We start from the raw sequence: 14,861 nt of genomic DNA on the forward strand, positions 1-14,861 counted from the left end.
ATAGATTTTTTATCAGAAACTGCCTAATCAAGCTTATGAATACTCTTAACTAGCCTGATAGGCGTTCATTTTTTACTAGCAACTTTCGACTAATCACGTAAACAGCCTATAAAATTTGCACTAGTCTTCAATTTCAATCGCTTAGTTATAGTAAAACCTTATCCAGGATAGTGATTAGTGAACAATAATCTAAAAACACTGCAACTATAAGACTTTACGGAATCACTTTAATCGTTCTAGTTCATGATACAACTACTTGAATTAACACTTACTCTTCAAGGTTCGTGAAGGACATCTTTTTAATACCATATCATATTGAAACAATAGAAAAATATTAATCGATTTTTATTACGGAGCAGTGTACATTGTTAATTAGTTCTTACTAATGTAGATACAAACTGTGCTTTTAGATACAAAGTCGCATTGTTCTGACGATAGTTAAAAGTGACTTTATTAATGAATGTTTAACAAAACTTTGTACGGTCAATTGTTAAGTTATCTGGCAGTAAAGTTATTTTAGACTGACGGATAGTGCAAACACCCCTTTTAATATTCACTGAACCAACCTAGAGCCTTTCAGGCCTTAGAAAAGGATAAAAATTATGGAAATGGAGTTCTCGAAACGCTCAGCACTTAAGCTTAGCTCACTCACTTTGGCAGTTGCCGCAGCGTCTTTTAATGCATCCACCGTCATGGCAGCTGAATGTCAACTCAGTGATTCAAATGGTGATACCACTACTTTAGGTGCAATCAGTAACGGTGATACGTCTCTGGCCTGTGGCATTATGGCCGATGCTGGTGGAACTAATGATACCGTTGCCATCGGTCATGTAGCATTTGCAGGCCAGAATTCAGCCACCGCTGTTGGTGGTCAAGCCAATGCCTCAGGATTGGGATCTACTTCTATCGGTTGGCAATCAAACGCCTCTGCTGAACGTGCACAAGCTTTTGGTCATTTAGCTTCTGCAACAGGCGTACGTTCGACCGCTGTTGGTGAAGCTGCAATGGCAGGTGGCAATAACGATACGGTCGCGGTTGGTAATCAGGCCAATGCTAGTATGAATTCAGCCACTGCTGTTGGCGGTCAAGCCAACGCTGCAGGATTGGGATCTACTTCTATCGGTTGGCAATCAGCAGCCACCGCTGAACGCGCTCAAGCATTCGGTCACTTGGCTCAAGCGAACGGCGAACGCTCTACCGCAGTGGGTGAGGCAGCAATAGCAGGCGGCAGCAATGATACGGTCGCTATTGGTAACCAAGCAAATGCTGGTATGAACTCGGCCACCGCAGTCGGCGGTCAAGCCAACGCTGCAGGTTTAGGATCTACTTCCGTAGGTTGGCAATCAGCAGCTACTGGCGAACGTGCGCAAGCATTCGGTCACTTAGCTCAAGCGAACGGCGTACGCTCTACCGCCGTAGGTGAAGCTGCGCAAGCACAAGGCGAACGCTCGGTGGCACTAGGTAACGAATCGGTCGCTGGTGGCAGTAACGATACTGTCGCTATTGGTAATCTAGCTAATGCAGGTAATAACTCAGCCACTGCAGTCGGTGGTCAAGCCAACGCTACAGGTTTAGGTTCTACTTCAGTAGGTTGGCAGTCAGCAGCTACTGGCGAACGTGCGCAAGCATTCGGTCATTTGGCTCAAGCAAACGGTGTGCGTTCTACGGCAGTCGGTGAAGCAGCAATGGCAGGCGGTGGTAATGACACTGTAGCTATTGGTAACCAAGCAAATGCTGGTATGAACTCAGCCACTGCTGTCGGTGGTCAAGCAAATGCTGCAGGTTTAGGGTCTACTTCAGTAGGTTGGCAATCAGAAGCAACTGGTGAACGTGCGCAAGCATTTGGTCACTTAGCATCAGCGACTGGTTTACGCTCAACAGCAGTCGGTGAAGCAGCTAGCGCCGAATCAGATAATGCCGTCGCTATTGGTAATAACTCAGTAGCGTCAGGTTTAGATGGTGTAGCGATCGGTGGGGATAGAAGTGGTGTGCGTCAAACCACGGCTTCTGGTACCTCTTCAACTGCGGTTGGTGCTCAAGCTCAAGCAACGCAAGCGGGAGCTAGCGCAATAGGTTGGCAATCAACCGCTAGTGCTGAACGTGCGCAAGCTTTTGGTCATTTAGCTTCTGCAACAGGCGTACGTTCGACCGCTGTTGGTGAAGCCGCAATGGCGCAAGGTGCAGGATCTATCGCGCTAGGCAACCAATCCACCGCTAGTGGTTCAAACGGTATTGCTATCGGTAACGGTGCTTCTGCTGCAAATGATGACCAAATTGTCTTGGGCAGTACAGGTCAATTACAAGCGAGCACTGCGTCACAATCTGGTACTACCAGTATCGTGACAGCGGATGCAAACGGTACATTAGGTACCAGTAGTGTAGACTCATTTGCAAGTGCCAGACAGTTCAACGATTTGCGTAGTCAGTACAATCGTCAAGAAGATCGTTTAGATGAAGCAGAAGACGGTATTGCCATGGCATTGTCGATGGAGACACCGGTTATTCCTTCAGGTAAGAAATATGCGATGACTATCGGTACGGGCTATTACAACAGTAGCACTGCGATCAGCGCATCGTTTGCTGGACGAGTAAGTGACAGTGTTACCATTTCGACAGGCGCTGGTTTTGGTACTGATACCGGCAAAGTAGGCGCACGTGGCGGCGTTACTTTTGCTTGGTAAATAATCTATAAGTATTTGCTTAAGCTATTAGTTTATACAGATAAAGTAAAGACCATTAAAACAAGCCAAACAAAAACCCCGCAATTGCGGGGTTTTTATTCACTCAGATATAACCAAGCCTATAAGCAGAAAGCTAATCTAACTTTTAGACTAGTGCATAAGTGCAAATATTTAACTCACATTTTATATCTGTTTGATGCTCTATTTGAGAGTACCTTCAAAGGCTGTACGCATACGATGCAACCCTTCTAGCAATATTTCTTTAGGACAGGCCACATTTAGGCGCATCTTTAAATGTCCTTCCTCGCCATATTTAATGCCAGCGTTTAGCTCAACTTTAGCAGCTCTAAGCGCATCATACAGCGCTTGATCGTCTTGACTATATGCTGAGCAATCTAGCCAAATTAGGTAAGATGCTTCTGGACGCATGATTTTAATATCAGGCAAATGCTCATTTAAAAACTGCATCGTCAATTCAATATTGGCTTCGATATAACTAAGCGCCTGCTCTAGCCACTCACCACCATGCTCGTAAGCACTACGCATGGCTGTATATGCAAATAGGTTCAGCTCGTACTCATCATTTAACTGCTGCTGCTGACCGATTTTTTTGATTAGCGCTTTATCTTTAGCAAATATCATCGAGCCTTTGATACCTGCGATATTAAAGGTTTTGGTCATCGAAGTCAGGCTGACTACATTGTGCTCATAGCCTTTTGCCAGTGTTAAAAACGGTATAAACGTATGACCAGTCAAGGTCAAATCTTGATGAATCTCATCACTAACAATCGCCACATTATGCTTTTTACAAATCGCCAGTAGCGCTTCCAGCTCGTCCCTCGTCCATACGCGACCACCAGGATTATGCGGATTGCAAAGTAGATAAAGCTTAACCTCATGCTCGATAATTTTGGCTTCTATATCAGCCAAATCTAAATGATATTTACCTTCGACTTCCTTCAGTGCAGAGAGCACAAGCTTGCGACCATTTTGCTCAACCTTGCTCATAAAGGGTGTATAAATAGGATCGTTGACCATTACCGCCTCGCCTACCTTGGTAAAGACATTCATCATCAGCGCTAGGCTTGGCACGACACCTGGGGAAAACAAGATATTCTGCTTCTCTAACTGCAATTCATAACGATTACCATGCCAATCAATAATCGAGTTGTATAAGGCGCCAGTAGGCTTGGTATAACCCAAGATGCCATGCTGCATGACTTGCTCAACCGCGCTTAATATCGGTGCGGCAGCCTTAAAATCCATATCTGCTACCCATAGCGCAATCGTGTCATCGTTATAGTGCCACTTGAGTGAGCCTGTATCGCGTCTGTCGATTATTTCATCAAAGTTGTATTGCATTGGTACTCTTCTTATTTGGAATAATAATGGTTTAGAACGTCAAAAACACAGCGCAATATGTGCACTATATTATCAATATACGCTACGCTATCTGCTTTAGTAGATTAAAACGTATTCGATTTTTTACGAATAATTAAAGTGCTCTTAGACTCTAATTATCCATTTATCGGCTTAAATAACCTTCAAAGATATAAAGTAAACATTATTTGAATAATGGTTAAAAAATAATGCTACATTAAGGTTTCGGACTCTATCTATCATAAAGTTATTTGTGCCAGAGTGCGCTGATGTTGCCATGATTATAATCTACCAACATCTACCCAAACTATCTAATAAGCCATCAAGGCTAACAAAAAGGAATGAAGAATGAAAATGGACTTTTTACCGAAATCAGTACTAAAGATTAGTGCCCTCACCTTTGCCATTGCCTCAACTGCTTCTTGCACTGCTATGGCAACAGGAACTGACCATCAAACTGCAAACGCAACTAGCAGCACCGCTATCACTCTTGGCAACGCTGCCACAACTAGCGGCACCAATGATACCGTTGCTATCGGTAGTCAGGCTAATGCAGGATTAAACTCAGCTACTGCCGTTGGCGGTCAAGCTAACGCTGCTGGTCTAGGCTCAACCTCTATCGGTTGGCAATCTAAAGCCACTGCTGAACGTGCGCAAGCTTTTGGTCATCTAGCCAATGCGAGCGGTGTACGCTCTACCGCTGTCGGTGAAGCAGCCATGGCAGGTGGCAATAATGATACGGTTGCTGTCGGTAATAAAGCCAATGCAGGTCTAAACTCAGCCACTGCCGTAGGCGGTGAAGCCAATGCTGCTGGTCTAGGCTCAACCTCTATCGGCTGGCAATCAAAAGCCACCGCTGAACGTGCACAAGCGTTTGGTCATCTAGCCAATGCAAGCGGTATGCGCTCTACCGCTGTTGGTGAAGCGGCTATGGCACAAGGCGCAACTTCGGTGGCGGTCGGTAATAAATCTATGGCAGGCGGCATGAACAGTATCGCTATCGGTAACGAGGCGAAAGCATCCAAAGACAACCAAGTCGTCCTAGGTAACGCTGGACAAGTGCAGTCGAGTACCGCAGCACAATCAGGTACGGTCAGAATCGTCACGATCGATGACAACGGCACTTTGGGTACTATGATGGTTGACTACTATAAGTCGGTTAAATAATTATAGTTGAGTGGTCAACACTGACACTGGTATAGTTAGTCATACTAGATAAAACAAAAAACCTCGCAATTGCGAGGTTTTTTTGGGTGTTATGTTCGACTAAATAGGACTTTTACGGAAGTTTAAAAGGTAAGTGCACATATCGTCCTTTTATCTTTTGCGTACGAGAAACAACTCTTAAACTTTATTAATATTAACGCCCCTTAAACTCCGCCTCACGTCTCTCAACCATCGCCATTACACCTTCTTTGGCATCTTCTGAATGAAACAGCGGCGGCAGATAGCTATGGATATTAGCCAATGCAGTCGCTGCCCCATTACGGCTGGCATCTTGTGCTGAAGACAATGCCCCTCTCACGCCTAAAGGTGCCGCTTTACAGATTTCTTCTGCCAACGTTAATGCACGCTCGTACTCAGTCCCATTTGCTACTACTTCACTGACCAAATTCAGCCTATCGGCCGTTTGCGCATCGAATGCTTTACCAGTGAGTAGATACGGCATGGCTTTTTGCCAGCCAGCAGCGGCGACAAAGCGTACCGTTGCACCGCCAAATGGCATGATACCGCGCTGGACTTCCATTTGTGCAAAGTTACAGTTATCACTAGCGATGACCACATCACTGTTTAGCATCAGCTCGATAGCCACGGTGAAGCAAGTGCCCTTGACCGCCACGACCACAGGTTTGGTACGTAGTTTCCCGCTAATGCCCCATGGATCGATTTGATCGTCATTAAACTCAAACACGCCATCGTTTAGCTTGTCTTGTAGCTCTACCAAATCTAGCCCAGCGGTAAAGTGATCTCCATGGGCAAATATCAATACACAACGTAAGTTGTCATCTTGCTCGTAGCGAGTCATGGCGTCAGACAGTTGGGCAATCATATGACTGTCAAAGGCGTTGCGTTTGTTGGCACGGTTTAGCCCGACAAGGCAAACATGGCCTTGCGTGTTATAAGTGATGCGGTTTTCTGTGGCGCTACTATCCGTAGTCATGGTTCCATCCTTGTTAAAGTAATTATTTGCATATTTTGCATATAATGAGTGGTTATATAGTCGAATCTCAATAATTTATCGGTAGAGATTGAGCGATAAGTCACCTTTAATATAGACACCCTCGTTCTATAACACAAGCAATAGAGATGACTCGCATAGTGCAAAAATCGATAAAAGTTGACCTCATTTACGATAAGTGCAACTATGTTGCAGGTCTAAATATGGTTCAGAGTATTTTATGGAATTTTGGCACGGTTTTTTACTCATCACTAGCGTACATCTATTGGCTGCGGCCTCACCTGGCCCTGATTTTGTCTTAGTCTCGCAGCAGACATTAGCAAAAGGTCGACGCACAGGTTTGATTTGTAGTCTCGGTATTACCTTGGGTCTTGCCGTCCATATTATCTATTCTGTATTAGGACTGGCGACTGTCATTGCTCATTCGCAGCCGTTATTGACTACTATTAAATGGTTGGGGGGCGGCTATCTAATTTACTTAGGTTGGCAAGGTATCCAAGCCAAGCCTAAAAAACCAGCAGATTTAGACACAGCTCATCTTTTAGAAAAAACACATCCTTTAGAAAAAGCAGACTCACAAGTAGGTTCAAGCGCTCACGTTTCGCAAGATTCGCTTGCTAGTCAAACCATACCTGCAACCAAAGAAACCACTATCGAAAAATTGCCTAGTAATGGCGAATCTACCTTTGCCACGTTGCGTCGCGGATTCCTTTGTAATGTCTTTAATCCAAAAGCGCCTGTCTATTTTGTAGCCATTTTTACTCTTGTATTGTCGCCTGACATACCGCTTTGGCAATTGGCTATTTATGGTGTATGGATGATGATGTTACAGATGGCGTGGTTTAGTACGGTCGTCATGCTACTCTCTATCCCTGCGGTACATCGACGCTTTCAACGATTTGAGCATTGGATCGACCGTATATTGGGTACTGCAATGATCGTATTAGGGCTTAACTTGATATTGCGTCATCGATAAGCGACCGATAAAGCGCGGATAAACAATTAGCAACCTGCGAAATCTGCTACACTGGTTACTTATATCCATATATCGTAGCCTGACATTATGACAAGTAAGCCCATGACCCGTAACCCTGCAAATAGTAAACACAGAAACAGATCTCCTGCGACCGCGAAGAAACTCGGTCAGCTGCACCCACGTAACCCGCACCAAGGTCGTTATGACTTTGCAGTATTGACTCGCGCCTTACCTGAGCTTGCTGACCACACCATTACCAATCCTAAAGGTGAGTCGACGATTAACTTCTCGGATCATCAGGCTGTTCGCGTACTAAATAAAGCACTGTTGGCGAACTATTACGGGGTTAAATTTTGGGATATTCCTGAAGGTTATCTATGCCCGCCCATTCCTGGACGTGCCGATTATATTCACTATATCGCAGATTTATTGGCGCAAACCACTCACGTAAATGCTGATAATACACCGCCAACGGGCAAAGAAATTCACGCCCTTGATATCGGTACTGGTGCGAGTGCTATCTATCCTATCGTCGGTAGCCAAAGCTATGGCTGGCGCTTTACAGCAAGTGACATTGACCCTATTTCGGTCAACACTGCAGCGCTGATTTGTGAAGCTAATCCAAAACTAAAGAGTGCGGTCAAAGTAAAGCTGCAGCCTGAGCCTAAGTTTATCTTTAAGAACATCATTGGTCGTCAAGATTATTTTGACGTCGTGGTTTGTAACCCTCCGTTTCATGCTTCATTAGAAGAAGCGATGGAAGCCAATAGCCGCAAGCAGCACAATTTGCAGCGCCATCGTGGTAAAAATGAAAGCGAGCAAATCAGCCGTAGTTCAACCAAATCAGGCAACGCTGCACAAAACTTAAACTTCGGCGGTCAGCATAAAGAGCTATGGAGTGAAGGTGGCGAGATTGCCTTCTTGACCAAGATGGCAAAAGAAAGTCAGAGCTTTGCAGAACATGTGGGTTGGTTCACAACCTTAGTATCAAAATCTGAAAACGTTAAGCCATTGCAATTATTATTAAAGCAGCTAAACGTCGCTCAAATGCGTATCATCGAGATGAGCCAAGGTCAAAAAAGCACTCGCGTACTAGCTTGGCGTTTTGACACTGACGAAGAGTAATCACTAAGCAGAACTACTAATTCGAGTTTCACGTGAAACAAAAAAGCACCGCTTTGATATACAAAGCGGTGCTTTTACATAAATATTCAGTAAAAATCTAAATATATTAGCTAAAAAAACATTACTTTTAGACCAATTGCAATAAGCACGATACCGCCCAATGCTTCAGCTTTATCCTCTAGCCATGTGCCTGAGCGACGTCCTAAATAGACCCCGAGCCAGCCAAATATAGCGGTTACTGCAGCGATAATAAGGCAAGCTAACCACGCGTTCAGTGCCAATAAATTCAGCGTAAACCCTGCTGCCATTGCATCAATACTGGTTGCAACCGCTAACGTAAACATAGTGCGGTGATTAATATGTCCATGCTTACTCGTGGCTGTTACTGTGTCACTACCAGTATTAATAGCATCATCATTGACGTCCAGATCATCACTGTCATCATCTGACTCATCAGCAGTAAACACTTCGTAAAGCATTTTCCCACCTAGAGCAATCAATATAGTACCGCCAATCCATGGTGCAGCAGCGGCCAACCAACCCAACATTGCCGCACCCAATAAGTAACCAATAAGAGGCATTACCCCTTGAGCAATACCAAAGTAAAGCGCAGTATAGATAGCCAAGCGCAGTACATATTGATGACTATATTTTTGAGCCTTAGCACCCAACCCTATCGACACTGCAAACGCATCCATCGCTAAAGCAATAGCGAGTAAAATTACTTCAACCATTTGATTCCCACAAATTATAATTATTAAATAATAGCAACGTTAAAAAATGAGTTTCACGTGAAACAAAAATACCGCCTTGAATATCAAAGCGGTATTTTTATAAATTGTCAGTAACCAATTTTAAATTTAGATATCTAAGTTCGATACTGTTAGCGCATTCTCTTCAATAAAGATACGACGCGGTTCAACATGATCACCCATCAAGCAAGTAAACATATGGTCAGCAGCGATAGCATCTTCAATCGTAACGCGTAGCATACGACGGTTTTCAGGATCCATCGTTGTATCCCACAGCTGGTCGGCGTTCATCTCACCTAGCCCTTTGTAACGCTGGATAGCTAGACCACGACGCGCATCCAGCATCATTTGTTGCCATAGGTAATCAAAGTCACGTACTGGGATATCTTTCGTTGTGCCCGCACTTGCTTCACGGCGAATAAAGGCGTCGCTCTCAAGCAACGTATTCCACTCGCTTGATAGACGTAACAACTTGCCATACTCACCAGAGTTGATAAAGCTAGCATCTAACAGATAATGGTGTGCCAGTTGATGCACATATACCGTGACGCGTGGCAGCCACTGTGCTTTGGTAGATAAAGCCTCACTATCTGACGCTTCGCCTTCCTCAGTCCCTACTACTGGCGTCATACCCAATAGATCCGCTGCGGCTGCATCCATATTTTTTGGCTGCGGCGCATGGATATTGACCAGTTCAATCTCAGGGTTTAGATCGCTACCGAAGTGATCCAGCTTAGTCTGCATCGCTACTTTCCAATCTTGCATAGCAGACTCATCATAAGTCATATCAGTGCTAAGTTTCGGCGTATGCGTCAATGCATCCAAAATCACTGCTGGGAAACGAATCTGCAGACGCGCCTTGATCAACTGCGTTTGGTTATAGTCATTGAGCAGTGTCTCAAGCGCTTGACCAGTAATCGCTGGCGCATCGGCACTGATATGCAGCTTAGTATTGTCAATGGTTGAAGACAATAGATAAGCTTTAAGCGCTTCGTCATCTTTTAGGTATAACTCTTGACGACCTTTTTTCACTTTGTATAGCGGCGGCTGAGCAATATATACATAACCACGCTCGATCAATTCAGGTGTTTGACGGAAGAAGAACGTCAATAACAAGGTACGAATATGTGATCCATCAACGTCGGCATCGGTCATGATGATGATTTTATGGTAGCGTACTTTGTCAGGATTATACTCATCAGGACCGATACCACAACCTAATGCAGTAATCAGGTTACCCACTTCAGCAGATGATAGCATCTTATCAAAACGAGCACGCTCGACGTTTAAAATCTTACCTTTTAGTGGCAAGATTGCTTGCGTTTTACGGCTACGACCCTGTTTAGCTGAGCCACCTGCAGAGTCACCCTCCACAATGTATAGTTCAGATAATACTGGATCTTTTTCTTGGCAATCAGCCAATTTACCAGGTAGACCTGCAATATCCAAAGTGGTCTTGCGACGTGTCATTTCACGTGCTTTACGAGCCGCATCACGTGCACGCGCTGCATCGATAATCTTATTAGCAATGGCTTTACCAGCACTTGGATTCTCAAGCAGGTAGTCATTAAACTTATCATGCATGGCTGATTCAACAGCAGATTTCACTTCGCTTGATACTAGCTTATCTTTGGTCTGACTTGAGAATTTTGGATCTGGTACTTTTACAGAGACAATTGCAGTCAACCCTTCACGAGCATCATCACCCGTTGCGGCTACTTTCTCTTTTTTAAATAAGTTTTCACGATCCATATAACTGTTCAAGCATCGCGTCAATGCTGAGCGGAAACCAGATAAGTGAGTACCACCATCTTTTTGCGGGATATTGTTAGTGAAGCACAATACTTTTTCGTTATATGTATCTGTCCACTGTAGCGCGACTTCTACGCTGATACCGTCATCTTGCTGACTGGTAAAATGGAATACTTCGTTGATACCGTCTTTACCAGCATTGATATAGCTAACAAACTCTAGCAAGCCACCTTTATGCTCAAACTCATGACGTTTATCAATACGCTCATCAGTCAAAACAATACGCACACCAGAGTTCAAAAATGATAGCTCACGTAAGCGTTTTGCTAAGATATCGTACTCAAAGATCGTACCGGTGAACACATCACTGCTAGGATAAAAACGGATTTGTGTACCCGTCTGATCGGTTGCTTCCATCTGTTGGATATCGCTATCAGGTACGCCATCAGTATAAGTCTGATGATAATGATAGCCTTCACGCCAGATATTCATCTCAAGCTTTTGAGACAGAGCGTTAACGACTGATACACCTACACCGTGCAAGCCACCTGACACTTTATAGCTATTATCATCGAACTTACCGCCCGCATGCAGGACAGTCATAATAACCTGAGCCGCTGATACACCCTCTTCTGGATGGATATCAACAGGCACACCGCGTCCGTTATCCATCACACTGACAGATTCATCTTCGTGAATAACGATATCAATCTGATCACAGTGACCAGCAAGCGCCTCATCGATAGAGTTATCCACTACCTCAAAGACCATATGATGCAAGCCTGTGCCATCATCGGTATCACCGATATACATACCAGGACGCACACGTACGGCCTCTAACCCACGCAATACGCGAATATCTTTAGAACTATAATCAGAAGGCAATACTTCTGAAACTACAGTAGGTACAGCGGCTTCAGTAGTACTGTCGTCTATCAATTGCTCGTGGTCAATAGGTAATGAATCACTCATGTACATTCCTTAATCTAGCCATAATCAGCCATTTATGACCAGCGCACTTATAAAAAGTCCGCTTCATAATGGCATCTTAAAATTAACGTCTATTATTCATAATCTAAAGTGCATGTGAGCAGCTAAACCACTAACCACCGTTAGCCTCAAAAAAGGCTGCACAGAGATAAAATTAGTAAATTATTTATTAGTAATAGTCTTTGTTTTTCTAACCGTTGTTAAAACTATTGAAATAAATAAAATACATAACTATCAAATACTTATAGATAATTGAAAAATAGAAATCTTTTCTATGATGCTATCAAATAAATTGCTGAGAACAGGACAAAAATAAAGGGTTATTTTAACATTTTTTTGCTTCTAAGTCACTGTTTACTGAGAGTTTTACAGTCTGTGAAAGGTCGTCTTAACATAGTAACGGTTAGGACAAATAGTAGTGGCTAGTGTACTGAGTAATGAGAAGTTAAAGTAGATGGGTTATCGTCAAAAGTATAAACAGAAGAATGAAATATTAGTTAGTAAATGAGATTTTACCTTGTTTCACGTGAAACGTATTCGGCTGTGACCAAAGTTTATTAACTAAAGGTAAAATATCGTCTGTTAGACTTGTCATAAATACTTGGCAAGGGAGTTTAGCTAGGGTCGATAGCAGTATTTCTATAGCTCTATCATCCAATTCTGCAGTGATATCATCTAGAAGCACAACAGGTGTCGCTCTCGATGATAAATCATCATTGAGTGAGTCACTGCGCTCTTCATCGTTTAGCAACAGTGGTAGCTGCGATAGGCGCAGTGCAGTAATGAGCAGTTTCTTTTCACCGCGAGACAATACATTTGCTGCCTGCTCTTTTAAAGTCGGTAATTTGGTTTGGATACTATTTGCTGAAGCTGCTGTTCTCGCATCTGTCGTTTGATCGTTTACAGACTCATTAGAACGCCAATGCACATGAATATCAGCACGATGATTGCCTATACGAGTATATCCAAATTGCAAATCCTGCTCTAACCGCTCATTAAGCTGCACATCTAGCGCGACACTGGTGTCATAACCAGCGTTATAGCTCAGGCTCAGTTGCTCAGCGTAAGAAGGCAATAGCTGTACGATACTCTTGGCAAAATAAGGCTGCCATTCAGTAAATACTTGCTCGCGATAATGATGAATCAAAGCAGCATGGTTACTCAACCCTTTATCCCATGATTTCAGCTCAGAAAGCTGTACTTGTGTTAAATGACGAGCGCTCTTTAGCAAACTATTGCGCTGTTTCAGTAGGCGTTGATAAGCCATCCATTGTGGATGAAACCCTTGTTTCATGTGAAACACTAGCCAATCTAACAGCTGACGACGACTCGCACTTCCCTGCTCTAACATATCCATTGTCGATGGATCTATCAGTAACGTAGGTAGCTGTTCTGTCAAGATACTTTGGTTGTAAACAGTGGTTTGATTGAGGCGTAAGATAGTCGTCGCATCTGCTTTCTTTTGAATAGCTAAAGTACGACCATCATTTAGATTAGCATGGACGGTCGTGTTATTTTGATGATGTTGGATATAACGTTTTGGCTGGTGATGGCGAAAGCTCTTACCTCTTGATAACAAGAATATAGCTTCGAGCAACGAGGTTTTACCACTACCATTTGCACCGATAATAATGTTGCAAGCAGCAGGCTCTAGACTAATTTGAGTAAGGTTTCTAAGATAGGATATTTGTAGACGTTCAATCATAGTATCGATAGCCGCCCATTAAAGCCTGCTTATTTAGCAGGCAAAAGTTTATTAAAAATCAATATATAGTACTGAAAATAAAGCTCTTTGAAACGTACTATTTCTATTCAATTTTGTTTGTTTCTAAAGAAAAACGCATTATATACGCATTGGCATAATGACATACTGATGGAACTCATCATTTAGTTGATTGACCAATACAGAGGCATTCGATTGGCTCATATGCATTTGTAAATCGCCTTGGATAACGCTTAATACATCTTGCAGATAAGCAGCGTTAAATGACAGCTCCATCGGCTCGCCTTGATACTTAGCTTGTATTATTTCAACTGCTTCATCCTGCTCAGCATTATTAGCACGTACTTCGACCATACCATCGCTAGCAAAATTAAAGACCACACCACGAGATTTTTCATTACTCAAAATGGCAACGCGGCGTAATACGTCCGTCATTTTTTCCTGACTGAATAAAGCCAATTTATCAGTATTACTCGGCATTACACGGCGATAATCAGGGAACTTGCCATCAATCAAACGTGCGGTAAATGTTACCATTAGATCTTGGCTGACCTGCCCTGCACTATCTACATCACCAAATGGTAAGCTTACTTGTAAAAACTCTCGGCCAAAACTTAGGGTAACTGCGTTGTCCTGATCACCCAACATTTTACCAAGCTCAGAAGCTAAACGCTCAAGCTCAATCACTGCCTTACGCGGCAAGATAGCCTGCATATTGAGATCTGCACTTACATTGATCACACTACGGGCTAATGCCAATCTATGACCATCTGTTGCTACCGTTGTCAGTTGCTGCTGTGAAACGTCAAATAACATACCTGTTAAGTAGTAGCGTACATCTTGAATCGCCATTGCAAACTGTGTTTTGTGAATCAAATCTGTCAGACGATTACGGCTAATAGTCAGAGGTGTGATATTTTCAGGGTTACCCAAGCTCGGATAGTCTTCGCTTGGCAATGTTCCTAATGTAAAACGACTCTTACCACTAGTTAACAAGCAACGCTCATTTGCTTGAGTTGCTAGATTAACTTGCGCCTGTGCAGGTAGCGATTTACAAATATCTTTTAGCTTGGTTGCAGGAAGTGTCGTTGTACCTGCTTCTACACAAGCACCAGCAGACAATTTCAATGTCGATGTCAGCTCTACCTCTAAATCTGACGCTGTTAAGATAAGCTCAGATTCTGATAGCTGTAGCTTGATATTACCCAATATGACCATATTGTGGCGTTTATCAGCGGCTTTGGCGATCAAGTTGATAGCTTTTAGTAACGATTCTCGATTGATCGATAATTGCATGCTTAGT

10 protein-coding genes are annotated in these 14,861 nt (G+C 43.3%); 4 read left to right on the plus strand and 6 right to left on the minus strand.

All coding sequences use genetic code 11. The features are described 5' to 3' along the window. The first annotated feature begins 602 nt into the window (after positions 1-602). Positions 603-2,681 carry a hypothetical protein gene (locus V6252_RS08250; protein WP_341610043.1) on the plus strand — a complete coding sequence of 693 codons (2,079 nt, stop codon included), beginning with the start codon at positions 603-605 and terminating at the stop codon, positions 2,679-2,681. Between the two features lie 201 nt (positions 2,682-2,882). Here the strand turns inward: V6252_RS08250 and V6252_RS08255 are convergent, their stop codons facing one another. Continuing rightward, a complete protein-coding gene (locus V6252_RS08255) occupies positions 2,883-4,043 on the minus strand; it encodes a MalY/PatB family protein (RefSeq protein ID WP_341610044.1) in 1,161 nt (386 codons plus the stop codon). Positions 4,044-4,409: 366 nt separating this feature from the next. Between V6252_RS08255 and V6252_RS08260 the strand changes: the two genes are divergently transcribed. Further along, positions 4,410-5,228, plus strand: coding sequence for a hypothetical protein (locus V6252_RS08260; RefSeq protein ID WP_341610045.1), 819 nt, complete (start codon positions 4,410-4,412; stop codon positions 5,226-5,228). Between the two features lie 193 nt (positions 5,229-5,421). Here V6252_RS08260 and V6252_RS08265 read toward each other — a convergent pair whose 3' ends face one another. Beyond that, complete coding sequence (locus tag V6252_RS08265; protein ID WP_341610046.1) at positions 5,422-6,222, minus strand: crotonase/enoyl-CoA hydratase family protein; 801 nt, start codon at positions 6,220-6,222, stop codon at positions 5,422-5,424. Between the two features lie 238 nt (positions 6,223-6,460). Here V6252_RS08265 and V6252_RS08270 point away from each other — a divergent pair, with 238 nt between their 5' ends. Further along, a complete protein-coding gene (locus V6252_RS08270) occupies positions 6,461-7,216 on the plus strand; it encodes a LysE family translocator (RefSeq protein ID WP_341610047.1) in 756 nt (251 codons plus the stop codon). Positions 7,217-7,303: 87 nt separating this feature from the next. After that, positions 7,304-8,341 carry a 23S rRNA (adenine(1618)-N(6))-methyltransferase RlmF gene (gene rlmF, locus V6252_RS08275; RefSeq protein WP_134292782.1) on the plus strand — a complete coding sequence of 346 codons (1,038 nt, stop codon included), beginning with the start codon at positions 7,304-7,306 and terminating at the stop codon, positions 8,339-8,341. Between the two features lie 110 nt (positions 8,342-8,451). Here the strand turns inward: rlmF and V6252_RS08280 are convergent, their stop codons facing one another. The 4 genes from V6252_RS08280 to dnaN all read right to left on the minus strand — a co-directional run bounded on the left by V6252_RS08280 (position 8,452) and on the right by dnaN (position 14,854). Further along, positions 8,452-9,075, minus strand: a complete 624-nt coding sequence (locus tag V6252_RS08280; RefSeq protein WP_341610048.1) for a manganese efflux pump MntP family protein — start codon at positions 9,073-9,075, stop codon at positions 8,452-8,454. Between the two features lie 126 nt (positions 9,076-9,201). Continuing rightward, the gene (gene gyrB / locus V6252_RS08285) at positions 9,202-11,817 is read right to left on the minus strand and encodes a DNA topoisomerase (ATP-hydrolyzing) subunit B (RefSeq protein ID WP_341610049.1); all 2,616 of its coding nucleotides are present in this window, start codon (positions 11,815-11,817) and stop codon (positions 9,202-9,204) included. A 511-nt stretch (positions 11,818-12,328) separates the two neighbouring features. Beyond that, positions 12,329-13,540, minus strand: coding sequence for a DNA replication/repair protein RecF (gene recF, locus V6252_RS08290; protein WP_341610050.1), 1,212 nt, complete (start codon positions 13,538-13,540; stop codon positions 12,329-12,331). 138 nt (positions 13,541-13,678) lie between these two features. Continuing rightward, entirely contained in the window at positions 13,679-14,854 is a 1,176-nt protein-coding gene (gene dnaN, locus V6252_RS08295; protein ID WP_341610051.1) for a DNA polymerase III subunit beta, read from the minus strand. Positions 14,855-14,861: the final 7 nt, after the last annotated feature.

It is taken from the genome of Psychrobacter proteolyticus (genome assembly GCF_038155145.1).
GTDB lineage: Bacteria > Pseudomonadota > Gammaproteobacteria > Pseudomonadales > Moraxellaceae > Psychrobacter > Psychrobacter proteolyticus_B.

What these genes read in the sequence shown, in the direction of transcription:
- gyrB (WP_341610049.1), bottom strand. Translation starts at nt 11,817, where the DNA reads ATGAGTGATTCATTACCTATTGACCACGAGCAATTGATAGACGACAGT.
- dnaN (WP_341610051.1), bottom strand. Translation starts at nt 14,854, where the DNA reads ATGCAATTATCGATCAATCGAGAATCGTTACTAAAAGCTATCAACTTG.
- V6252_RS08265 (WP_341610046.1), bottom strand. Translation starts at nt 6,222, where the DNA reads ATGACTACGGATAGTAGCGCCACAGAAAACCGCATCACTTATAACACG.
- V6252_RS08250 (WP_341610043.1), top strand. Translation starts at nt 603, where the DNA reads ATGGAAATGGAGTTCTCGAAACGCTCAGCACTTAAGCTTAGCTCACTC.
- rlmF (WP_134292782.1), top strand. Translation starts at nt 7,304, where the DNA reads ATGACAAGTAAGCCCATGACCCGTAACCCTGCAAATAGTAAACACAGA.
- V6252_RS08270 (WP_341610047.1), top strand. Translation starts at nt 6,461, where the DNA reads ATGGAATTTTGGCACGGTTTTTTACTCATCACTAGCGTACATCTATTG.
- V6252_RS08255 (WP_341610044.1), bottom strand. Translation starts at nt 4,043, where the DNA reads ATGCAATACAACTTTGATGAAATAATCGACAGACGCGATACAGGCTCA.
- V6252_RS08280 (WP_341610048.1), bottom strand. Translation starts at nt 9,075, where the DNA reads ATGGTTGAAGTAATTTTACTCGCTATTGCTTTAGCGATGGATGCGTTT.
- V6252_RS08260 (WP_341610045.1), top strand. Translation starts at nt 4,410, where the DNA reads ATGAAAATGGACTTTTTACCGAAATCAGTACTAAAGATTAGTGCCCTC.
- recF (WP_341610050.1), bottom strand. Translation starts at nt 13,540, where the DNA reads ATGATTGAACGTCTACAAATATCCTATCTTAGAAACCTTACTCAAATT.